This window comes from Peribacillus simplex, from assembly GCF_001542915.1.
In the GTDB taxonomy this organism is placed as follows: Bacteria; Bacillota; Bacilli; order Bacillales; family DSM-1321; genus Peribacillus; species Peribacillus simplex_B.
This window is the reverse complement of the sequence record NZ_LNNH01000043.1, coordinates 18,195-41,388: the sequence shown is the minus strand read 5'-3', so window position 1 is coordinate 41,388 and position 23,194 is coordinate 18,195. Positions and strand designations below refer to the sequence as shown.

The 23,194-nt window shown below is 46.6% G+C and carries 16 protein-coding genes; 12 read left to right on the top strand and 4 right to left on the bottom strand.

The features are described from left to right. Window positions 1-2: 2 nt before the first annotated feature. The 3 genes from AS888_RS19355 to AS888_RS19345 are packed head-to-tail and all read right to left on the bottom strand — an operon-like array spanning window position 3 to window position 3,025. Window positions 3-1,025 carry a FecCD family ABC transporter permease gene (locus AS888_RS19355; protein ID WP_061143780.1) on the bottom strand — a complete coding sequence of 341 codons (1,023 nt, stop codon included), beginning with the start codon at window positions 1,023-1,025 and terminating at the stop codon, window positions 3-5. Beyond that, entirely contained in the window at window positions 1,018-2,025 is a 1,008-nt protein-coding gene (locus AS888_RS19350) for a FecCD family ABC transporter permease (protein WP_061143779.1), read from the bottom strand. The genes AS888_RS19355 and AS888_RS19350 overlap by 8 nt, the downstream gene beginning before the upstream one ends. Before the next feature lie 22 nt (window positions 2,026-2,047). Further along, complete coding sequence (locus tag AS888_RS19345) at window positions 2,048-3,025, bottom strand: iron-hydroxamate ABC transporter substrate-binding protein (RefSeq protein WP_061143778.1); 978 nt, start codon at window positions 3,023-3,025, stop codon at window positions 2,048-2,050. A gap of 480 nt (window positions 3,026-3,505) precedes the next feature. Here AS888_RS19345 and AS888_RS19340 point away from each other — a divergent pair, with 480 nt between their 5' ends. From AS888_RS19340 to AS888_RS19290, 11 genes are all read left to right on the top strand, one after another. Then, the gene (locus AS888_RS19340) at window positions 3,506-4,375 is read left to right on the top strand and encodes an alpha/beta hydrolase (RefSeq protein ID WP_061143777.1); all 870 of its coding nucleotides are present in this window, start codon (window positions 3,506-3,508) and stop codon (window positions 4,373-4,375) included. Window positions 4,376-4,591: 216 nt separating this feature from the next. After that, window positions 4,592-5,377, top strand: a complete 786-nt coding sequence (locus tag AS888_RS19335; RefSeq protein WP_061143832.1) for a 2,3-dihydro-2,3-dihydroxybenzoate dehydrogenase — start codon at window positions 4,592-4,594, stop codon at window positions 5,375-5,377. A gap of 55 nt (window positions 5,378-5,432) precedes the next feature. Then, on the top strand, window positions 5,433-6,656 hold the full coding sequence (gene dhbC, locus AS888_RS19330) for an isochorismate synthase DhbC (RefSeq protein ID WP_061143776.1): 1,224 nt from the start codon (window positions 5,433-5,435) through the stop codon (window positions 6,654-6,656). Window positions 6,657-6,676: 20 nt separating this feature from the next. Further along, window positions 6,677-8,299 carry a (2,3-dihydroxybenzoyl)adenylate synthase gene (locus AS888_RS19325; protein WP_061143775.1) on the top strand — a complete coding sequence of 541 codons (1,623 nt, stop codon included), beginning with the start codon at window positions 6,677-6,679 and terminating at the stop codon, window positions 8,297-8,299. Window positions 8,300-8,330: 31 nt separating this feature from the next. After that, window positions 8,331-9,227, top strand: coding sequence for an isochorismatase (locus AS888_RS19320; protein ID WP_061143774.1), 897 nt, complete (start codon window positions 8,331-8,333; stop codon window positions 9,225-9,227). Between the two features lie 28 nt (window positions 9,228-9,255). Continuing rightward, a complete protein-coding gene (locus AS888_RS19315; protein ID WP_397252199.1) occupies window positions 9,256-16,455 on the top strand; it encodes an amino acid adenylation domain-containing protein in 7,200 nt (2,399 codons plus the stop codon). Next, window positions 16,455-16,676, top strand: coding sequence for an MbtH family protein (locus AS888_RS19310; RefSeq protein ID WP_061143773.1), 222 nt, complete (start codon window positions 16,455-16,457; stop codon window positions 16,674-16,676). The genes AS888_RS19315 and AS888_RS19310 overlap by 1 nt, the downstream gene beginning before the upstream one ends. Window positions 16,677-16,684: 8 nt before the next feature. Beyond that, entirely contained in the window at window positions 16,685-18,133 is a 1,449-nt protein-coding gene (locus tag AS888_RS19305; RefSeq protein ID WP_061143772.1) for an MDR family MFS transporter, read from the top strand. A gap of 100 nt (window positions 18,134-18,233) precedes the next feature. Continuing rightward, window positions 18,234-18,950, top strand: a complete 717-nt coding sequence (locus AS888_RS19300) for a 4'-phosphopantetheinyl transferase family protein (RefSeq protein WP_061143771.1) — start codon at window positions 18,234-18,236, stop codon at window positions 18,948-18,950. Window positions 18,951-19,026: 76 nt separating this feature from the next. Further along, window positions 19,027-20,388, top strand: coding sequence for an MFS transporter (locus AS888_RS19295; RefSeq protein ID WP_061143770.1), 1,362 nt, complete (start codon window positions 19,027-19,029; stop codon window positions 20,386-20,388). A 44-nt stretch (window positions 20,389-20,432) separates the two neighbouring features. Then, window positions 20,433-20,684 (top strand): hypothetical protein, encoded by a 252-nt coding sequence (locus AS888_RS19290; protein ID WP_061143769.1) that lies wholly within the window; start codon window positions 20,433-20,435, stop codon window positions 20,682-20,684. Between the two features lie 79 nt (window positions 20,685-20,763). Here the strand turns inward: AS888_RS19290 and AS888_RS19285 are convergent, their stop codons facing one another. Then, window positions 20,764-22,497, bottom strand: a complete 1,734-nt coding sequence (locus AS888_RS19285) for an AAA family ATPase (RefSeq protein WP_061143768.1) — start codon at window positions 22,495-22,497, stop codon at window positions 20,764-20,766. A gap of 248 nt (window positions 22,498-22,745) precedes the next feature. Between AS888_RS19285 and AS888_RS19280 the strand changes: the two genes are divergently transcribed. Further along, window positions 22,746-23,194, top strand: a 449-nt coding sequence (locus AS888_RS19280; RefSeq protein ID WP_155645561.1) for a peptide deformylase, incomplete at its 3' end; no start/stop codon positions are given.

Genomic DNA, 23,194 nt, shown 5'->3' with positions numbered 1-23,194 from the left:
TTCTATGCTTTAGCTTTAATGAGTAAATAAAGAAAATAAGGGACACCAATAATGGAGATGACGATCCCGACCGGTAATTCTGCCGGCGCAAAAACGGTTTTTGCAATGAAGTCGGATGCGATCACCAGCAGTGCGCCAATTGCCCCGGATACCGGGATGACCTGATTATGATGAATCCCTACAAGATGCTTTGCGATGTGGGGAGCCATCAAACCTACGAAACCGATATTCCCCGACACCGAAACGGAGGCGCCCACCAATCCGATGCTGCAGAGTAAAAGGATGACCGTTTCCTTTTCTACGGAAATCCCCAAACTTTTAACGCTCGATTCTTCCAACTGATACAAATCAAGTAAATAAGCCTTTTTCTTAATGATCGGGATCAGGATTAACATCCATGGTAACATGGATGCGATGTATTTCCAGTTTGCATCATATATCGTACCCGAGAGCCAAACCGTTGCCATTTCAAAATCGGTTGATTTCATTTTTAATGACAAATATAAGGAAAGGGCGCCGAATGCCGAGCCTATCGCGATTCCGGTCAGTAAAAGGCGGCCCATGTCCAGGGTCCCGTTCTTCCAAGCGAAAAGGAAAATCACCAGGGCTGCCAAAAGTCCGCCAAAAAGACCAAATAGCGGTAAACTCATGATCGAGAACCAGTCCGAGCTGCTGGTTTGACCTTGATAGAAAAACATGAAAATGACAATGGCTGTCCCGGCACCGGCATTAATGCCGAGAATGCCCGAATCGGCCAAGCCATTTTTCGTAACACCTTGAATGACAGTGCCCGCAATTCCTAAGCTCACTCCCACCAAACCGGCGATCACGATGCGGGGGAGGCGGAAATCAAAAATGACCAAATCAAAATCGGGTACCGGATTCACCCTGAATAAGGTCTGAAGGACAGCCTTGACGGTCATGTCGAATGTCCCGGAAATCAAGCTGAAATAGCTTGTAACAACAATTAAACAGGAAATGATGGTCATCGTGAGGGTGAAGCGCCACCGAGTATTCTTATCCATTTTTTTCTCCTCCTCTCGTTCTTATTAAGTACAGGAAGAAAGGAATGCCGATCAGGGAGGTCACGACTCCTATGGGGGTTTCGAATGGATAATTGACAAACCGGCTCAAGACATCACACAGAGCTAGAAAAACCGCACCAATTACCCCGGCACATGGAACGATCCACTTATAATCGATCCCGATCAAAAACCGGGTGATGTGGGGGATGATAAGGCCAACAAAGCCAATTTTCCCTACAAGCGCCACGGCAATTCCCGTTAAGCAGATCACGGAAAGGAGGGCCACGGCTTTTACTAATTTCGTGCGCTGGCCTAAATTGATGGAAATTTCTTCGCCTAAAGATAATATCGTAACGGATTTTGAGATGGAAAGGGCGAGGATGATTCCCACCATTCCACACGGTATCGCTAATTTGAGTACATTGGGATCAATCTGGTGCAACCTGGAGTTGTACCAAAAACTTACATTTTGGGAAATTTGGAAATAGGATGCTATGGCAGCAGAAATACTGCTTAAAAATGTCCCGATCACAGTCCCGATTATGGCTAGCCGAACAGGCGACAGTCCATTTGGAAGCAGCGAACCAAAACCAAAGACAATTCCGGCACCCATTGCAGAACCTAACATGGAAAAGAGGATCATTTGGAATGAAGACATACCTGGAGCAAATACCATACATAGTGTAATCACGAACGCAGAGCCATCCGTCACTCCCATGATTGAAGGGGATGCAAGATAATTTCTTGTCATCCCCTGCATGAGTGCTCCTGATATGGCTAAAAATGCCCCGACGATAAGGGCACCCAAAACTCTGGGCAAACGGGAAGTCATGATGATCGTGTGATCAACGTTACCAGAGTCATAGTGGAAAATGGCATTCCATACCGTCATGGAATCTATATTTTTGGCACCATATAAAATCGATAAAACGATGGAAAAGCAAATCAATAGAGGTGCCATACAAAGGATTATTATTGGTAATGAATTTGTTTTGGCCATATCAATCAACGCACCTTACTGCTTATTTAGCTAATTTTTCCGTTGCAGCTTTCAAGAAAGCAGTCTTGCTCCAAGCCGTTCCACCTTGAGCAAGAGGATCAACCGAGTTGACGAACACTTTGTTTTCTTTCACTGCCGTGATGCTCTTCCAAATGGAGTTGTTTTCCAAATCTTTTAATGCTTCCGGTTTTTGTGCATTTTCACTTTCAGAGAACTGCAAGAAAACATAATCTGGATCAAGTTCTGCAAATTTTTCCAATGAAATCATTTCTTGTGCTTTAATAGGTTTAATTTCTTCAGGAACAGTCAAGCCTAGGTCTTTATAAACGACTGGGTTGAAATAAACATCCTGAGGATATAGGAAGAGGCTTCCATTCCGGATTCTCACCACTAATACCTTTTTGTCCTTCAATTTTTCACCGATTTCCACTTTTGCTTTCGCAGCGTCATCATTATAAGTCGTGATGATTTTTTCAGCTTCGTCTTTTTTACCTGTTAGGCTGGCCATCAACCGCAAGTTCGCTTCCCAATTTGTCGAGATATGTGAATAGGGGAATGTTGGCGCCACTTTGTCTAATTGCTCCGTTACGTTCGCTGGTGATTTAGAAGACCACATGATCACATCAGGTTTCAATCCAAGAAGAGTTTCATAGTTTGGCTGCATTTTTTCCCCGATTGATTTTGCACCGGCAAGGTCCTTCGCCAAATATTCCGGAATTTCTCCGCCTACAGTAACGACACCTGTTGGCTTAACCCCCAATATGGCAGCATCCTCCATGGATTCCAAACTAGCAGTCGCGATACTGGTAACTTTGGCTGGAATTGTATACTCCTTGTCCAAATATGTAACGGTTTGGGTCTTCGCTTCTTTTTTTGCAGTGGTTTCAGTCGCGTTGTTTTTCTGTGAAGCATCCTCGGAAGACTTTTCGGCATTACCGCAAGCTCCAAGTCCTAAACTGAATACTGTTGCCATTCCAAGTACGAATAATTGCTTTTTCATAAGTTGATTCCCCTTTTTTAATATATTAAAAATCATTTATCGCTGCTTCAAAGGACCAAAAAAATCAATCCTAATCGGTTGAAAATGTATTTTCACTTCCTTTGCCCAAATTAATATTAGCTTAACATAATAATGTGTGGTAGTGATAACGATTATCATTATCATCACCACACGATATTAAATATATAATTAAACTTCCAATAATTCAAGAATAATTTTCCAAACAATATATTTCGTTTGGAATTTCCCCCAAAAAACACTGTGAAGAATAACGCGGAGAGTGAGGATATAGCGGTTTTTTTGTAAGAGATTGTAAAAAGGTAGAGATACACTGTTGATATATTCATTGAGAAGGATTATCATTATCGAAGTCATGGTAATCTTTCTCAATTTGATTCTACCAAACTATGGTTTGGCAGATATCATTCCGAAAAGTGAAAATTAGATTACTAGTAATAATGGGTGGGGGAATTCGATAGGATGATACATAAAAAAATCGATACAAATGCAACGGATATAACGGCTGGCAGCGGAGAGGTCACGATTAAAGGCACCGAACGGAGCATCATGCATTCAAGCAATGGGAATCGTGAGTTTCAAATCTTTGTATCGCGGCCGCAGGAAGAGCCGCCTCCGTCAGGATATCCGGTCATTTATTTACTCGATGCCAACTCGGTGTTTGGAACAATGGTTGAGGCGGTGAGGTTGCAATCGCGCCGGCCGGAGAAGTCGGGTGTAGTTCCGGCCATCATCGTGGGCATTGGTTATCACACGAATGGACCATTTTCTTCTGAACGGTATTATGATTTTACATTACCGGTTGCAGCTGCCGAGCTACCTGAAAGACCGGATGGAAGTCCATGGCCTGCACATGGGGGTGCGGAGAACTTCCTGAAATTCATTGAAGAGGATTTAAAACCGGAAATCGGTAACAGATTCAAGATCGACCATAATAGCCAGACCCTCTTCGGGCATTCCCTTGGTGGCCTTTTCGCTTTATATGTTCTTTATACAAATCCATATGCATTCCAAAATTACATAGCTGGAAGTCCATCACTTCATTGGAACAAAAATTGGTTCCACGAGGAAGAGGGGAGGTTCCTTTCCCGGTTGAAACAAGGAAACGGGGATATCTCCTTAATGCTGGGAGTAGGGGAGCAGGAAGGCACGCATAAAAGCGGCATGAATGAAAATGCACGGAAGTTATCAACACGTTTATCGATGATCGATAGCGGAATAAATGTTCAATTCAAGGAGTTCGAAGAGGAAGGTCACTTATCCGTTTTGCCGCCTTTGATTAACAGGGGCCTGCGTTTTGCATTGAAGCGAAATATTCCTGATGAGGAATAGGACTATCTGAGTAAATCGCCAAATGGTACTTGACCACCAAGTTTTTAATATATATCATTACCTGTAGATTCCAGTTGATAATGATTATCATTATTAGTTGGAATCTTGCGTTTTGCAGCGTAATGGGTTAAGCCGTGAGTACCTCCCCATATTCGAGGGAGATGGTATTCGGGCTACTATATATTGAGATCTTGGAGTAAGAAAGGGAGTGTCATGGTGGACTTTTTGGAATGCAGTGGGAAGGTTGCACTTGTAACGGGAGGTGCCCAAGGAATCGGGGCCGCAGTCGTCCAGGCTTTGGCAAAGCTGGGTATGGTCGTTGCGGCAATTGATTATAATGCCGAAAAACTTAATGGCCAAGTAAGTGAATGGAAGTCTCAAGGTTTGGATGTACATGCCTTTGCGGCTGATGTAAGTGAGGGTCGTGCAATCGTTGGCATAGTCGATGAAATCGAACGTGATATCGGTCCCATAGAGACACTGGTCAATGTTGCAGGGGTGCTTCGCACAGGGTTGATCGAATCATTCAGTGATCAGGATTGGGAAAAGATCTTTGCCGTCAATACCACTGGTGTTTTTAATGTCTCACGTTCAGTGAGCACATACATGATGACGAGAAAAAGAGGTTCGATCGTCACGGTGGGATCCAATGCAGCAAGCGTCCCAAGAATTTCACTGGGTGCATATGCAGCATCAAAGGCAGCTGCCGTCATGTTCACTAAATGTTTAGGGCTGGAATTGGCCCAATATAATATTCGCTGTAACATCGTCTCGCCCGGATCAACGGATACGGAGATGCAGTGGTCGATGTGGAATGACGAAAATGGTGCACAAGCGGTTATAAATGGGATGCCTGAGACATTCAAAGTGGGAATACCACTGAACAAAATAGCTGCTCCTTCCGATATAGTCGACGCCATTCTGTTTTTCATATCCAATCAATCAAATCATATTACGATGAGTAATTTATGTGTGGATGGCGGGGCCACTTTAGGGGCTTGATGCAGCACATTCATTTCCGGTCTGAATATTACGTGAATTTGGAGGTTTTATATATATGATCAAGAGCAAAGAGAATTCAACCGTATTGGAAAAACAGCTGTTGGACGATTATGAGGTCGGGGACTTTTTTCTGGCATCGCCTTCTCAAACAATACTGGGAAAAGGTTCCTTTCTGACAGTTCCAAATGATAGGGAAAACCGTGATCAAATGACAAGCCTTGCAGCACGAGTGGCGGCTGCATTAAAAACTGCAAAAGAGCAAGGTCACCCCAATCCAATGGTAACGGGAGCCGTACCATTCGATTATGAAAAGGATGCCCAGCTCATCGTACCAGGAATGATATGGACATCAGTACCTTTGCAAGACTTAGGCACAAGTCAGCAAGCTGGAACTTCGAAGCCGGACTATGAAATCGAATCCGTACCGGAACCTTCTCGGTATATGGATGGTGTGGAACAAGGTCTCACTCATATTAAAAGCGGCCATCTTGACAAGATCGTCCTATCAAGATCGTTGCATCTCACTTCATCGGAGCAGGTGAATATCAATCGGTTGCTTCAAAATTTGGCGCGGCACAATAAGAACGGGTATACCTTTGCCGTGGATTTACCGCAGCCGGAAACGGAAAACGCGGATCCCGATAACCTGAAAACACTAATCGGGGCTAGTCCTGAATTGCTTGTTTCAAGAACGGGATTACAAGTGGTGGCCAATCCTTTGGCAGGGTCGAGGCCTAGGAGTGACGATCCAATCGAGGATAAGCGACGGGCGGAAGAGTTACTCTCCTCCGCTAAGGATTTACATGAACATGCTGTTGTCGTCCAAGCTGTGGCAGAGGCCCTGCGCCCATTTTTCAAAAAGATGGACGTGCCGGAAAAACCATCAGTGATACATACAGAAACCATGTGGCACCTATCTACGGAAGTAAGAGGAGAGCTTCAAGATCCTGAAACTTCCTCGTTGGAGCTGGCGATTGCGCTTCATCCGACTCCGGCCGTTTGCGGCTCTCCGTCCGAATTGGCCCGGGAGGCCATTCAGGAAATCGAACCGTTTGATCGTGGCTTCTTTACGGGCATGGTCGGCTGGTGCAATGCAGAAGGAGACGGCGAATGGATCGTTACCATTCGGTGTGCGGAGGTAGAAAAACAGGTTCTTCGCTTATTTGCTGGGGCAGGAGTCGTTGCGGAATCCAAGCCAGAAGAGGAATTGGCGGAAACATCGGCTAAATTCCAAACGATGCTGCGTGCAATGGGAATAGATGCAAAGTCATTAAACTAAAGAGTGTGGGGGGATAAAGAATGTTAACAGGGTGTTCTTCATGGCCTGCGGATTATGCGGATTTATATAAACGGGAGGGGTGTTGGAAAGGGAAAACCTTCGGGGAAATGTTGCGTGATCGTGCCGAAAAACAAGCTGACAAGATCGCCATTACCAGCGGGGACAGAAACATGAGCTATGCGGAATTGGATGATCGCGCCGACCGGTTGGCTGCTGGTTTCCAGGAACTAGGAATCAAGCAAATGGACAGGGTAGTCGTCCAGCTCCCCAACGTAATCGAGTTTTTTGAAGTTTGTTTTGCATTATTCAGATTAGGCGCATTGCCAGTGTTTGCCCTTCCATCACACCGAAGCAGTGAAATTAACTATTTTTGCGAATTCGCTGAGGCGGTTGCCTACATCATCCCTGATAAGCACGCTGGTTTCGACCACCGTACGCTGGCAAGAGGTGCAAAACGTAAGAATGAAAAATTAAACGTCATTGTCACGGGGGATGCCGCGGAATTTGTGAATTTGGCTGATTTATATATCGATCCCAAAAAAACCGGAGCAAAAGTGGCTTCAAGTGACATTGCCTTTCTTCAATTATCCGGAGGAAGTACGGGGCTCTCCAAACTGATTCCAAGAACACATGATGATTATATGTACAGCTTGGAGGTTAGCGCCGAAGTTTGCGGGTTGGACAAGGATAGTGTTTACCTCGCTGTGCTGCCGATCGCCCATAACTTTCCAATGAGCTCGCCTGGGACCCTCGGAACCCTTTATGCAGGCGGCAGAGTGGTTCTTTCACCAGGCCCTAGTCCTGACGAAGCCTTTCCGCTAATTGAAAAACAAGGCGTGACGATTACGGCACTTGTACCGCCCCTTGCTTTGAGATGGCTTGATGCGATATCCACCCGCGACCATGATTTATCCAGTCTCCAGGTGCTGCAGGTGGGGGGAGCGAAGTTCAGTGCGGAAGCTGCCCGTCGGGTATCTCCAGCTTTTGGGTGTAAATTGCAACAAGTATTCGGCATGGCCGAAGGACTGGTTAACTATACAAGATTGGACGATCCGGAAGAAATCATCGTCAATACTCAAGGCAGGCCAATGTCAAAATATGATGAAGTGCGCATTGTCGATGAGGAAGACAGAGATGTTGAGCAGGGTGAGGTGGGGCATTTGTTAACGCGGGGGCCTTACACCATCCGTGGCTATTACAAAGCGGAAGAGCATAATGCGAAGGCGTTCACGATAGATGGATTTTACCGAACGGGTGACCTGGTAAGTATGACCGAGACGGGCTATATCGTCGTTGAAGGGCGGGATAAGGATCAAATCAACCGCGGCGGTGAAAAGATCGCCGCCGAGGAAGTGGAAAACCATCTCCTGGCACATGAGTCTGTACATGATGTCGCCATCGTTTCCATGTCCGATGATTATTTAGGCGAAAGATCCTGCGCCTTCGTGATACCGCGCGAGAAGGCTCCGACGGCAAAGGAACTTAAACTATTCCTGAAGGGGCGGGGACTTGCCGCTTTTAAAATTCCTGATCGGATTGAGTTCACCGCGTCCTTTCCAAAAACGCCGTTAGGTAAGGTGAGTAAAAAAGCCTTGCGGCAAATCATATCAGATAAACTGAACAATCAACTTACACTGAAGTGACTAAATAACCTATATAGAAGGAGTGATTATGATGGCTATTCCTGCTATCACACCATACGCAATGCCTGTAGAATCCGAGTTACCAAAGAATAAAGTTTCGTGGAAAGTCGATCCATCGCGTGCGGTGCTTCTCGTTCATGACATGCAACAATATTTCCTCGATTACTATACAGTAACCGAATCACCGATAACGGAACTGATTTCGCATATACAGGCAATAAAAAGCCGTTGCGTGGACCTGGGAATCCCTGTTGTCTATACAGCTCAGCCTGGCAATCAGAACCCTGACGATCGTGCACTGCTTACCGATTTCTGGGGCCCGGGACTTGATGACGATATCAATCAAACTAAAGTCGTTGACGAGGTTGCTCCAAGCGAGGATGACATTGTCCTTACTAAATGGCGCTACAGTGCATTCAAACGGACGAATCTCCTTGAAATGATGAGGGAGCAGGGACGTGATCAACTTATCATCTGCGGGGTCTATGCACATATCGGCTGTCTTCTGACGGCAAGCGAGGCCTTCATGCAGGATATCGAGCCATTCCTGATAACCGATGCAGTAGCGGACTTTTCGTTGGATGAACATAAAATGGCGATCAAATACGCAGCTGAACGCTGTGCCGTCACAACATCGACAGCACGATTGCTCGAACAATTGAATAACGGCAGAGAGCAAGAAAAAGAAGATCAAGGTTTGACGTTGGATGGCCTGAGGATTACCATCGCTGACCTTCTGGGCGAATCGCCATCGGATATAGGTGACCATGAAGATCTAGTGGATATAGGAATGGATTCGATTAGAATGATGAGCCTTGTTGAAATCCTAAGAGGAAAAGGGGCGGAAATCAATTTCATGCAGATGGCTGAAAAACCGACACTCGCCGCGTGGTGGGAACTATTATCGTCACAAAAGGTGTTAGCTTGAATTAGAAACAGGAAGGAGGTAATTCGGAGTGCTTAATATTCAGGATCAAGATGTGCGCTGGAATTTGACCGGCGCACAATCCGGTATCTGGTTCGCTCAGCAGCTGGAGCCGGATAACCCGATATATAACACAGGGGAATACATAGAAATAGCCGGACAAATTGATATCGTGCATTTTGAACAGGCACTGACGCAGGCGGTCAAGGAGGCGGAGTTTTTACATGTCCGCTTTGGCGAAGATCATGAAGGTCCGTTTCAAATGAGTGGGGAATCGCTTGATTTTCCTTTTACATTCATGGACTTAAGCGAAGAGGAAAACTCCCGGCACAAGGCCATCCAATGGATGAAGGAAGATTTGGCTCATCCAATAGACTTGAAACATGACCCGCTCTTCAATCAAGTTTTATTCAAGGTGGAATCGGACCGCTTTTTCTGGTATCAACGCATTCACCATATTGTCATGGATGCATTTGGGTTTTCCCTTATCTCACAACGTGTAGCCAAATTATATACGGCACTTCAAAAAGGGGGAAATGTGAACGAAGCTGCCTTTTCCCCCCTACGTACACTGCTTGAGGAAGAGAAGGCATATAGGAATTCCGAAAAGTTCGAAAGTGATCGCCAGTTTTGGCTAGAACGTTTTGCCGATCAGCCGGAGGTCATGAGCCTAGCGGATCGTGCACCCAGGACCTCTAAAGGCTTTCTTAGCCAAACGGGTTATTTATCACCTTCCGCTACACAAGCTTTAAAAGCGAACGCCCATACATATTCGGGAAGCTGGCATGAAGTGGTGATTGCGGTGACGGCCGCTTATGTGAACCGTTTGACAGGATCGGAAGACGTCATCCTCAGTTTACCGATGATGGGACGGTTGGGGTCTTCCTCATTGAACATCCCGAGCATGGTCATGAATCTGTTGCCGCTGCGTTTGTCTGTAAAGCCTGAGATGAGCTTCAAAGAATTGGTGCAGCAAGTGTCCAAGGAGGTCCGCAATATCCGCCGCCATCAAAACTACCGTCATGAGGAATTGCGCCGAGATCTTAAATTGCTGGGTGATAACCAGCGATTATTCGGACCGCAAATCAATGTCATGCCGTTTGACTATGGCCTCGATTTTTCAGGAATCAAGGCGATCACACATAAGCTTGCCACCGGTCCTGTCGATGATTTGTCGATTAACATCTATGACAAGTCTGATGGAAAAGGGCTGAGGATCGATATTGATGCGAACCCGAAAGTATATGGCCTCGAAGATTTAGGTACCCATCATGCACGGTTTTTGAGCTTTCTTGAAAAGGTTGCGATTGCAGAGGAAGATCGTTCGATCGGTGAAGTTGAACTTCTATTGCCCGAGGAACACCAGCAGGTCCTGCTTGAATGGAATTGTACGGCAACAGAGCTCCCAACTGGACCTTTACCCCGATTGTTCGAGTACCAGGTGCGAAAAACCCCTGATTGGACGGCCGTAATCGATGATAACGAAGTTCTTACATATAAAGATTTAAACAGGCGGGTCAATCAACTGTCACACCTCCTTTTGCAGAAGGGGCTGGGACCTGAGAAATTCGTGGCGATCGCTTTGACGCGTTCGGTGGATATGGTCATTTCCATGTTAGCGGTTTTAAAGACGGGAGCGGCATATTTGCCTATCGACCCGGATTATCCATCAGATCGAATCGAATTCATGCTGGAAGATGCCAGGCCAGCAGCCATCATAACCAGTAAAGGGATTGCCTCGAAACTAACGGATGCCAAAGGAGCGGAGCGCATCTTATTGGACGAGCAAGAGACCGCTCTAGCGCTAGCGCAACAGCCGGATGCAAATGTGGAGGATGGAAACAGGAAGGGAACGATGTCCCCGCTTAACCCGGCTTATATGATTTACACTTCGGGTTCTACCGGGAAGCCAAAAGGTGTCGTGATTCAATCGCAAAGCCTTATCAATTTCCTATCTTCAATGCAAAACGAATTTTCCTTGGATCATCGCGACCGTCTCCTGGCTGTTACAACCATTGCCTTTGATATATCCGGTTTGGAAATCTTCCTGCCGCTTTTGAATGGGGCAAGCTGTGTCATTGCCGCTAAGGAAACGATTCAAGATCCGAAGACCTTGTCCGAGATGATCGTTCAGCATGAGATAAGCATCATGCAGGCCACACCAACGCTTTGGCATTCACTTGTAGCGAATTATCCTGATGTGATAAAGAATTTCCGGGTGTTAGTTGGCGGAGAGGCCCTTTCGATCAGCCTGACAAACGCTTTACATGAATTAGGATGTGAAGTGACGAACCTGTACGGACCGACGGAAACAACGATATGGTCTTCAGCCCTTACCCTTGATCCGGAACAGAGCGGTATGCCATCGATCGGCAAGCCACTTTGGAATACACAGGTATATGTGCTTGATGCAGCCTTGAAGCCCGTTCCTAAAGGGACTGTAGGGGAATTATATATCGCGGGTACAGGGCTTGCGCGTGGATATTTAGGACGCCCGGATTTAACTGCTGAGCGGTTTGTCGCTAATCCGTATGGTCCAAAGGGCAGCCGCATGTATCGCACCGGTGATCTTGTTCGTTGGCGTAGTGATGGCACACTGGATTATATCAGCCGTGCCGATCATCAAATCAAAATAAGAGGGTTCCGCATTGAATTAGGGGAAATCGAAGCAAGGCTTACCCGGCATCCTGACATCGAGCAGGCGGCAGTCATCGTACGCGAAGATCAGCCGGGCGAGAAACGGATCGTTGCCTATATCGTTCCTTCTTTGGGAGTGACGGTCGATGTTGTGGAAATACGGGAATTTGTAGGTAGTGTTTTGCCGGAATACATGGTCCCATCCGCTATCGTTGAGCTTGAGGAGTTGCCATTGACTCCAAATGGAAAGCTCAACAGGAAGGAATTGCCCGCGCCTGATCTTTCTGGCCTTGTTTCCGAACGTGCTCCCAGAACACCGCAGGAGGAAATCGTCAGCGATCTTTTCGCCGAGGTCCTAGGCCTTTCAAGGGTGGGTATCGATGATAGCTTCTTTAATTTAGGCGGTCACTCTCTGCTTGCCTCGACTTTGATGGTTCGAATAAGAGAAACATTCGGAGTTGAAATAGGCATTGGTAAATTGTTCGAGACACCGACCGTTTCCGGTCTTGTCAAACAGCTTTCCAACGGGAGAAGTGCAAGGTTGCCTGTTAAAAAGGCAAAAAGGCCAAAACAGGTGCCTCTTTCCTTTGCCCAGCGGCGATTATGGTTCCTTCATAGCCTGGAAGGTCCGAGCCCGACGTATAACATTCCGCTCGTGGTTGAAATGTCCGGCGAACTCGATACCGGGGCACTCGAAGCGGCGCTCAATGATGTAGTCGAGCGCCATGAAGCTTTGCGTACACTCTTTCCCGTTACATTGGGTACAGCTCATCAATATGTGCTCGATCCTTCCGAGGCGCAAGTGGAATTATTGGTATCGCATATAAAAGAGGCCGAGCTTGAAGCGGAAATCGCGACGGCTACGAGATATAGTTTCAATCTTGCGAAAGAACCGGCCATTTGTGCCCAGCTTTTCACAATGGCCCCTGACAAGCATGTATTGGTTTTATTATTACATCATATTGCAGGAGATGGATGGTCGTTAACACCGCTTACTCGCGATCTGACCGCAGCTTATGCTTCGCGAATTAAAGGTGACGAACCGAACCTTCCGCCGTTGCCTGTACAGTATGCCGATTATGCAATCTGGCAGGATGATCTTTTAGGAAGCGAACGTGATGAAGCCAGTTTAGCCAATGAACAAATCGATTATTGGAAAGAGATATTAGCAAACCTGCCAGACCAATTGGAATTGTCAACCGATTTTCCGCGGCCACTCGAATCCAGCTATCGCGGCGATACGATCGATTTTTCGATAAATCCCGACATGCATCGGCGTTTATTGGATTTGGCTCGTGAAAATGGCGTCAGCTTATTCATGGTATTGCAATCCGGCCTGACTGCACTTCTCACTCGCCTTGGCGCCGGTAACGATATTCCGATCGGAAGTCCGATAGCGGGTCGCAGTGATGATGCTTTAAGCGACCTGGTAGGGATGTTCATCAACACCTTGGTATTAAGGACGGATACATCAGGTGATCCTACTTTCCGGGAGCTTCTTGACAGGGTGCGGAGGGTCAATTTACAAGCTTATGAGCACCAGGACCTGCCGTTTGAGCGACTGGTGGAGGTGCTGAATCCAGTCCGGTCACGCTCTAGGCATCCGTTATTCCAGATCATGCTTGCGCTGCAGAATACACCAGATCCTAAATTGGAGCTTCCAGGGGTGCAATCCAACCTGAAGCTATACAGCGTAGGTGCTTCGAAGTTCGATTTGACCATGGAATTCCGAGAAGTGCACGCTGAAAATGGCAGGCCAGATGGAATCAGCGGGTTCCTTGAATATAGTACAGATCTCTTTAAACGGGAAACTGCCGAAATGCTAATCTATCGTTTATTAAGACTATTGGACGGCGCCCTTTCGGAACCCGATCAGCATATAGGGCTTTTGGATATACTGGCACCTGAAGAGCGTCAAAAAATCCTAGTGGACTGGAATGGAAGTTCCGATGAAATAGAGCATGCGAGCATACCTTCACTGCTTGAAGAACAGGTGAAAAAGTATCCTCAACATATTGCCTTGGTATTTGGTGAAACTTCATTGACATATGAAGAGGTGAACAAAAAGGCGAACCAGCTTGCCCGCCTACTCATTGCGAAAGGGATAGGACCGGAGCAATTTGTCGCATTGGCCTTGCCTAGATCATTGGAAATGGTTATCGGCCTGCTGGCTGTACTCAAGGCAGGAGCCGCATACCTGCCGCTGGATCCAGAGTATCCGGCGGACCGGTTATCGTTCATGCTCTCTGATGCCCAGCCTGCATGTGTTCTGACCGATTCGAGTGTAGCATCGAAGCTGCCTGATATGAAAGATATCAGCCAAATCATCCTGGATGAAGCGAGTACCATTGAAGAATTAGAGCATCATTCGCCGATCAATCCAACGGATGTTGACCGCATCCGCCCGTTATCACCCCTGAATTCGGCGTATATCATCTATACTTCCGGTTCGACCGGTGTACCAAAAGGGGTTGTCGTTCCGCACCAGAATGTAATCAGACTATTTGGGTCGACGCAGTATTGGTACGGTTTCGATTCCAATGATGTGTGGACGATGTTCCACTCCTATGCTTTTGACTTTTCGGTGTGGGAAATTTGGGGAGCATTACTCCACGGAGGCAAGCTTGTTGTCGTGCCGCACTCGATCAGCCGATCACCTATGGAATTTTTAGGGCTATTGGTTAAAGAAGGAGTAACGGTCCTGAATCAGACCCCATCGGCATTTTATCAATTGATGCAGGCCGATCGGGAAATGCCGGAAATTGGGCAGCAACTTGCTTTGCGCTATGTGATTTATGGCGGGGAGGCACTAGAACTAAGCCGTTTGGAGGATTGGTATGGCCGTCATCCGGAAAATGCACCATATCTCATCAACATGTATGGAATTACGGAAACGACCGTTCATGTCAGCTATCTAGAGCTTAATCGTGATATTACATCCATAAAAGCCAATAGCCTCATTGGGTGCGCCATACCCGATCTTGGGGTGTATGTGTTGGATGCCGTCTTACAGCCTGTTCCGCCAGGGGTAGTGGGGGAACTCTATGTTTCCGGGCCAGGCCTTGCCCGTGGGTATTTGGGACGCCCTGGCTTGACGGCGGACCGTTTTGTCGCCAACCCATTCAGTTCATCAGGTGAGAGGATGTACCGTACCGGGGATTTGGCTCGCTGGCGCGAGGATGGATCATTGGATTATATGGGGCGTGCCGATCATCAAATCAAAATCCGCGGATTCCGTATTGAATTGGGTGAAATAGAGGCAACGGTCGCCCAACACTCCGATATTGAACAAGTTGCGGTAGTGGTTCGTGAAGATAACCCCGGTGATAAGCGACTGGTCGCATATGTCGTACCTGGATCAAATGTGACCTTCGATGCTGCACATGTACGTCGTTCAGTAGCTGAAGGCCTTCCGGATTATATGGTTCCTTCCGCTTTCGTTGAAATGGAAGAACTGCCTTTGACACCGAATGGCAAGTTGGACCGTAAAGCATTGCCGGCGCCGGAATTCGGTGCCGTACAATCGGGACGCGGGCCGAGAACGCCGCAGGAGGAGATTCTTTGCGATCTGTTTATGGAGGTTCTAGATTTACCTCATGTCGGAATAGATGATGGATTCTTCGATCTAGGCGGTCACTCGCTGCTAGCTGTCCATTTGATGAGCAAAATCCGTGAAGCACTTGGGGTCGAGCTTAGTATTGGTAACCTATTCGAAGCTCCGACTGTTGCGGGGCTGGCAGAACGCTTGGAAATGGGCACGAGCCAAAGTGCATTGGACGTCCTGCTGCCACTTAGGAAAAATGGGAGGGAACTTCCGTTGTTTTGCGTACATCCGGCGGGCGGACTTAGCTGGTGCTACGCTGGATTGATGACTGCGCTTGGACCTGACTATCCAATCTACGGGTTACAAGCACGAGGCATAGCTCAGAAAGAGGCATTCCCGAAAACGCTGATTGAAATGGCGGCCGACTATATTGAACAGTTGCGGACGATCCAGCCAAAAGGCCCTTACCATCTATTGGGTTGGTCTCTCGGAGGCAATGTCGTTCATGCAATGGCAACCCAACTGCAAAATGAGGGAGAGGACGTACGCCTTGTTGCAATCCTAGATGCATATCCAAGTCATTTCCTGCCTATAAATGAGGCGCCGGATGATGAGGAAGCTTTAATCGCGCTGCTTGCATTGGGTGGATACGATCCTGATACATTAGGAGACCAGCCGTTGGATAATGCTAGTGCCATAGAAATCCTGCGTCGTGACGGAAGTGCATTGGCCAGTTTAGAAGAGGAAACGATCCTGAACCTGAAAGAGACATATGTGAATTCAGTCCGGATCATGAGTGAGTATAAACCAAAGACCTTTAAAGGGGATGTGCTCTTCTTTAGGTCGACGATCATCCCGGATTGGTTCGATCCGATTCACCCAGAGACTTGGAAGCCATTCATTCACGGTGAAATAGAACAGCATAATATCCATTGCCGCCATAAGGATATGTGTCAGCCAGGACCGCTTGCTGAAATTGGCCAAGTAATTGCTGAAAAACTCATCAATCTGCAGAAGTCAGCAAAGATTTATGAAGGAGGAGATAACTGATGACCAACCCTTTCGAGAATGAAAACGGCATCTACAATGTGTTAATAAATGAAGAAGGTCAGCATTCCCTTTGGCCCGCTTTTCTTGTTATTCCATCCGGCTGGTCCGTCATATACCAGGAGGAAAGCCGGCAGGATTGCTTGAAGTACATCAACACGAACTGGACGGACTTGCAGCCAAAAAGCTTGAAGCTAGTTGCCAGCAGTGACGGAACAAAGTGAAGGCAAGAATGCAGCTTGATCCTAAAGCAGTAGTGAGCATCGTTTATGTCATAGCGATGTTCATGGTTTCGATGGACGGGACGATCGTCAATGTGATCCTGCCAACGATCAGCAAGGAATTTAACATCGAGCCTTCGTCGACGAGTGGAATCAACACCGGGTATTTAGTAAGTCTGGCCGTATTCCTCCCGGTAGCTGGTTGGCTTGGTGATCGCTTTGGCACCAAGAAAATCTTCTTGATGGCCTTGGGTGTCTTCACGGCCGCCTCCCTTTTATGCGGATTCGCGAATGATCTCCAAACCTTGAACTTGTTCCGGGTTATGCAGGGGGCAGGGGGCGGTGTCCTGACACCGGTTGGAATGGCGCTTTTATTTAGGACATTCTCTCCTGAAGAACGGCCGAAGGTATCCCGGTCGCTTGTGCTGCCGATTGCCTTCGCGCCAGCCATTGGTCCTATAGTTGGCGGATTCTTTGCCGAACAGCTGTCATGGCGCTGGGCGTTTTATATAAATGTCCCTTTCGGCATTCTCGTTATATTATTCGGCTTACTTTTTTTAAAAGAACACAAGGAACCAACCGCAGGCAGGCTGGACCTCCCGGGATTCTTGCTTTCGGCATCTGGATTCTCCATGCTGATGTATGCACTGAACGCAGGGCCGGCTAAAGGGTGGGATTCCCCCGTGGTCCTGTATACAGGAATGGCTGGAGCGATTCTTGTTTGCACATTCATTGTAGTGGAGTTAAAAGTGGACAAACCGATGCTTGATTTGCGTTTATTATCCGACCGATTATTTCGGACGTTGGGCATCATTTCTTTATTTTCAATGGCAGGGTTATTGGGGATGCTCTTTGTATTCCCGTTAATGTATCAAAGTTCGCTTCAGGCTTCAGCTTTAGAAAGCGGCCTGACAACTTTTCCGGAAGCGCTGGGTTTAATGGTGGCGTCGCGGCTGATGCCTTGGACCACTAAAAAATGGGGAATCCATCAGGTGATCCGGATAGGCCTGCTTGGCACGATCATCATATTCACAGTGATAAGCCTGGTTGGGCCGACAGCCAACCCATGGGTCCTGCGTGCTTTATTATTCAGCGTCGGGATATGCTTGGGACACACGGTCGTTGCGGTACAATTCTCTACTTTCACAAATATCGACTCGGCTTCCATGGGAAGGGCAACGACATTGTTCAATGTGCAAAACCGAATGGGTTCCGCCGTTGGTGTAGCCATCCTGGCGAGCATTCTCGGGGCAGCCGGTACGAGCATGACGGGAGCGAATGGGGATATGGTGGTTCATTTAGCCTCTTATCAATTCGCCCTCCTCGGCTCAGCCTTGTTCCTCGTCGCTGCATTATTGTGGGCCCTGCGTTTGAGGAAGGATGATTTCAAAGCCATCATGCCAGCAAAGGATACTGCCAAGCCCCATGATGTAAAACAGGTCAGAAGCGTCAGTGAGTGACTCATCCAGTTAGCCTGGAGATTTCATTAAAGGGAAGGTCGCTGTGATTATACAGTGACCTCCTATTCATTTTGCCAGAAGAGAGAAAGGAGGAAGAAGAATGGTAGAGGTGTATATATGTACTTTGCCTGCCAAGAGAAGTGAGGGAGACTTGGACGAACTGTTTGCCCATGTTTCAACAAAAAGGCAGGTTCGTCTGAAAAGATACCATAAGGTGGATGATGCATACCGGTCCCTTATAGGGGACTTGCTGCTGAGATTCATTCTTGAAAAACGGCATGGATCGGTTAGGGGAAATTTGGAAGTGGAGACTAATGCATATGGAAAGCCTTTTTTACCCAAGCATCCATCCATCCATTATAATATTTCCCATTCCGGAGAGTATGTGGTTTGTGCCTTCCATGATGCTGAGGTTGGAGTGGACATCGAGAAAAACGGTCCGTTCGATTTGGAGCTGGCAAAAGGTTTCTTTACAGAAGAAGAATATGCCGAGGTCTGGGAAGCGGGAGATAGACTTTCAGCCTTTTATGATATGTGGACCCTGAAGGAAAGCTATATCAAGGCAGTCGGTAAAGGTTTATCCATGCCTTTACGCGCTTTTAATGTGAGCAGGAATGGCATGGATGACATTCAACTGACAGATGTACATAGCAATAAACCAATAGCTGATTATACCTGTAAACAATATAGGGTAGACAGCGAATATAGTCTTGCCGTTTGTGCACATCAAGGAAGTGCCGCAGGATTCATCGATCAGCCCCTATTTGTCACCATCGAAGGGATATGCGAGGGTCTTAAAATAACCCCCAAGACATAAGGAGCAAGATTCCATATCGGTGATACCACTAGCTGGCCTTAGGAAGTGGATACCAAACATATACGGGGGAATAAACTTGCAGAATATTCATATTGCACACGTCATCGAAAATAGTAAATTTAATTCTTTTCACCTTTCCGTTTTATTATGGTGCATTTTTCTCATTCTTTTTGATGGGTTTGATTTAGTCGTTTATGGAGCCGTCATCCCGAGTGTAGGTGAAGCTTGGGGCACAGCGCCAAGCGTTTTGGGCATGATTGGAAGTTTGACTTTGGTAGGCGGTCTTATCGGTTCTCTTTTCTGTGGGATATTGGCGGATAAAGTGGGGAGAAAGGCAGTCATCATTACTTGTGTGGCCCTTTTTGGCACATTCACATTATTGACAGGTTTTGCACAGGGACCGGTTGATTTTGCTGTATACCGGTTTATTGCCGGGATGGGACTGGGCGGAATTCCTCCATTGTTAGTCGTCCTGACGTCCGAGTATTCGCCAAAATCAATAAAAAATATCATGGTGGCCGTCATGTTTAGCGGTTATTCGATAGGCGGCATTTTGGTGTCGCTATTAGGAATGAATGTGATTCCGGCTTTAGGTTGGCGATGGATGTTCTTCATCGGGGCGATTCCGCTGTTATCGATCCCTTTTTTAATTAAATTTTTACCGGAGTCCCTCTATTATTATGTTGAAAAAGGGGATTATCAAAAAGCCAGTGCGATAGTGAAGCGTTTGAACCCTTCCTACGTCCCGCAAAAAAACGATAGATTCATAAACGAATTATCGACGACAGGCGTTTCGGTCGCCAAGCTCTTTGAAAATCGGAGAGGAAGAACCACCATCATGTTCTGGATTGCCTGTTTTATGGGGTTATTAATGGTTTACGGATTGGGGACTTGGTTACCTCAATTGATGATGGAAGCAGGTTATCCATTAAGGTCCAGCTTGCTGTTCCTTTTCAGTTTGAATATCGGGGCGATAATCGGGTCGATTTGCGGTGGCTGGCTGGCTGATAGGATTGGATCGAAAAAGGTGCTCATTAGTTTATTTACCTTTGGCGCCATTTGTTTGACCTTACTCGGCTTTAAACCAGGTACGATCATTTTATATGGATTGGTTGCCGTTGCCGGAGCAGCCTCGATCGGGTCCCAAAATTTGAACAATGCATTTATATCGATCTTTTATCCTACCGATATCAAATCAACAGCTTTAGGATGGGCCCTCGGAATAGGGAGGTTCGGTGCCATTCTCGGACCTGCGATGGGTGGTATGTTAATCGAGCTAAAGCTACCCATTTATATGAATTTCATTAGCTTCGCGATTCCAGCCGTGATTGCGGCAGTGGCGATAAGTTTAATTCAGGACAAGTATAAAAGCTCCGGGAGTGCAAAGGAAGACGTTTTTAATGGTGAACGTCTGCAGCGACACGAAAAAGTGGATTGATCGATGGTTCCCTGCTATTAGACTAATAATATGGAGGAAAGATAATGGCACAATTCGATTGCATGGTGTGTGGTCGTGAATTTAAAAGTTACAATCAAAATGCTAAATACTGTTCCCAAACATGCAAAGGGACAGCCTATATAAAATATCAATGGAAGAAATGTGAACATTGCGGGAAAGAGTTTAAACCAAGAAAGGCAAGCAGTAAATATTGTTCATTGGAATGCAGTAATATCGGCAGGAAAAATAAAGCTGCCAATAAACAAGCGGATTGCATAGGCGTTCCGTTTGAATGAATGCCCCCTTATATGGAACACATAAGGGGAAACGAAAAAAAGGGGCCTGTCCAGGCCCCTAGTCATGCAAAGTATAATATTAAGCGTTGGAGCATGCCTTGGTGAATTCGGAAGCATCAACGATTCGCTGTACAACCGATCCCTCGAGTGTCTCTTTTTTCAATAGCTCCTCAACCAGAACTTCATATTGTGGGCGATTCGCGTCAATCAACATTTCCGTTTCCGAAATCGCCCTGGTGAATAATTCCTGCATCTTGTGTTCCTTATCGCTTTTATTGAAAGTAAGGGTAAATCCGTCTTGAAGCATTCCCGTATCGACCATCTGCTCAAGAAGCTGTTTCGCCTGTTGGACATCACCGCCGACACCAATGCTGTGCTCCCCTAAATACATCCTTTCGGCTACACCACCGGCCAGTATCATTTTGACTTGATCAAGCAATTCACTTGCCGTTGCCAAATGGAGCTCTTTTGGTATAGGTGCGACATATCCAAGGGCCTCGCCCCGGGGAATGATGGTCGCTTTTCGAACAGAGCCGGGCTTTGTCAAAGCGGCGATCAAGGCATGTCCGCTTTCATGGATCGCCACTCGCCGTTTTGTATCGACATCGTTCAATGTCCGTGATGTGGCACCTAGAATCGTGCGGTCAATTGCATAATCCAGATCTTGTTTACGGATCATATCCTGTTCATTCCTAAGGGCGTGGCGTGATGCCGTATCGAACAGGGAGGATAAGTCCGCGCCGGAGAAACCGGATGTACTTTCAGCCAATTCATCAAGGGATGCAAGGACGTCAGTTGCCAGTCGTTTTCCCTTCGTATGGATATCGATGATTTCCTTCCGTCCTTGAGTATCAGGAAGTGGAACCTGGAAGGAGAAATCAATCCTGCCCGGCCGTAGAAAAGCTTCATCAAGCATATCTTTGCGGTTTGTCGCGGCAATGAATAGAATGCCTTCATTAGGATGACCTCCATCCAATTGGACAAGCAGTTCCGTTAACGTTTTCTCGGCTTCCTCCCCGCCATGGGGTTTCCTTTTGCCAGCCAGTGCGTCCACCTCATCAATGAAAATGACGGCCGGCGATTGCTTGCGTGCGTTTTGAAAAAGGCTGCGGACCCGTGCTGCACCGACTCCGACAAACATTTCGTTGAAGGCAGAGCCGCTCGTTGAGAAGAAATTGGCACCCAGTTCTTTGGCAATTGCCTGTGCAAGCAGCGTTTTCCCGGTTCCGGGAGGTCCGTATAATAAAATGCCTTGAGGCGGCTTGATTCCAATCTTTTCCGAACGCTCAGGTTCCTTCAATGTAGTGAGGGTCTGGAGGATTTCTTGCTTGATCTCGTTCTGCAAGCCGCCTACATCAGCCAAGGTTATCTCTGGTAAAGGCCTGGGGGCGGAAAGGCTTTGTTTCTTACTGCCGATGCGCAGTCCGCCTTTGGTTCTTTTTTTGATGATCACCGCGGTTGCGGCGAGAGCTGCCATCAATGCGCCTAGAATCCATATTGCCGACTTATTGGTTGATGAAAAAGAATATTGAACATTATAAGTTTCGACTAGTTTGTTAATCATTTGACTATTGGGAGGGATGTTAGAAACATATTCTCCATCAGGTGTCGTGATGTGGAGAGTCCCGTTTCTTTTTTCTTCTATGGAGACCAGGGCCCCATCTTGGGCTTTGATCGTCTTTTCAACCGAAGAAAAGGGAATGACCTTATCCTTTGACTGAGTTACAACATACCAACTGATACCACCGATTATCACAATGAAAGCCGTCAGGAACGGCAGCAACTTCGAAACTAATTTAGAGTTCGAATTCAATTTTTCATCTCCTTTAAGAATATAACTTCAGTATAAAATTTTTAAACCTGTAATCTATGGGTCTTTATGCCCTAAATTAAAGGTAAATAATGTTAAAGTCAAGAAAAAGTATTTATTATTGAAGAGATAAGCGTGAAGTCATGCGTTAGGGACATCCAACCTGCACATTAGACTTTTTAAATCTGAAATGCTAAAGTGTAATGGTCTAAGTGATGAAAAAATAAAATGGTAGAAGAGTGTGAATTTCTATGAGTAAATTTATAAAAGACTATATGATCACGATGAAGGATATCGTTAGGGAAGGTGATCCCATTCTGCGGCAAGTAACGGAGGAAGTCAGCCTGCCGATTTCAGATGAAGATCGTGAAACATTGGAATGTATGATGCAATATTTGAAAAATAGCCAGGATCCAAAACTGCAAAAGAAGTATAACCTGCGTGAAGGAGTAGGATTGTCTGCCAATCAGATAGGTTTGAACAAGCGCATGTTCGTCATGTATTTTCCAGATGAAAAAGGGAAGCAGTATGAATACGCCCTTGTGAATCCTAAGATCATCAGCCATTCGGCCACAATGATCTATTTACCCCAAAGTGAAGGCTGCCTTTCTGTAGACCGTGACATCAAAGGCTATGTACCCCGATATGAACGCGTGAAAATTAAAGCGGTGGATGGTAATGGTAAGGAAATAGAGTTGCG

Bases quoted from the DNA above. Each gene is read 5' to 3' on its own strand.
- AS888_RS19310 (WP_061143773.1), top strand. From the start codon at position 16,455: ATGACCAACCCTTTCGAGAATGAAAACGGCATCTACAATGTGTTAATA.
- AS888_RS19345 (WP_061143778.1), bottom strand. From the start codon at position 3,025: ATGAAAAAGCAATTATTCGTACTTGGAATGGCAACAGTATTCAGTTTA.
- dhbC (WP_061143776.1), top strand. From the start codon at position 5,433: ATGATCAAGAGCAAAGAGAATTCAACCGTATTGGAAAAACAGCTGTTG.
- AS888_RS19305 (WP_061143772.1), top strand. From the start codon at position 16,685: ATGCAGCTTGATCCTAAAGCAGTAGTGAGCATCGTTTATGTCATAGCG.
- AS888_RS19350 (WP_061143779.1), bottom strand. From the start codon at position 2,025: ATGGCCAAAACAAATTCATTACCAATAATAATCCTTTGTATGGCACCT.
- AS888_RS19320 (WP_061143774.1), top strand. From the start codon at position 8,331: ATGGCTATTCCTGCTATCACACCATACGCAATGCCTGTAGAATCCGAG.
- AS888_RS19340 (WP_061143777.1), top strand. From the start codon at position 3,506: ATGATACATAAAAAAATCGATACAAATGCAACGGATATAACGGCTGGC.
- AS888_RS19300 (WP_061143771.1), top strand. From the start codon at position 18,234: ATGGTAGAGGTGTATATATGTACTTTGCCTGCCAAGAGAAGTGAGGGA.
- AS888_RS19355 (WP_061143780.1), bottom strand. From the start codon at position 1,025: ATGGATAAGAATACTCGGTGGCGCTTCACCCTCACGATGACCATCATT.
- AS888_RS19290 (WP_061143769.1), top strand. From the start codon at position 20,433: ATGGCACAATTCGATTGCATGGTGTGTGGTCGTGAATTTAAAAGTTAC.
- AS888_RS19325 (WP_061143775.1), top strand. From the start codon at position 6,677: ATGTTAACAGGGTGTTCTTCATGGCCTGCGGATTATGCGGATTTATAT.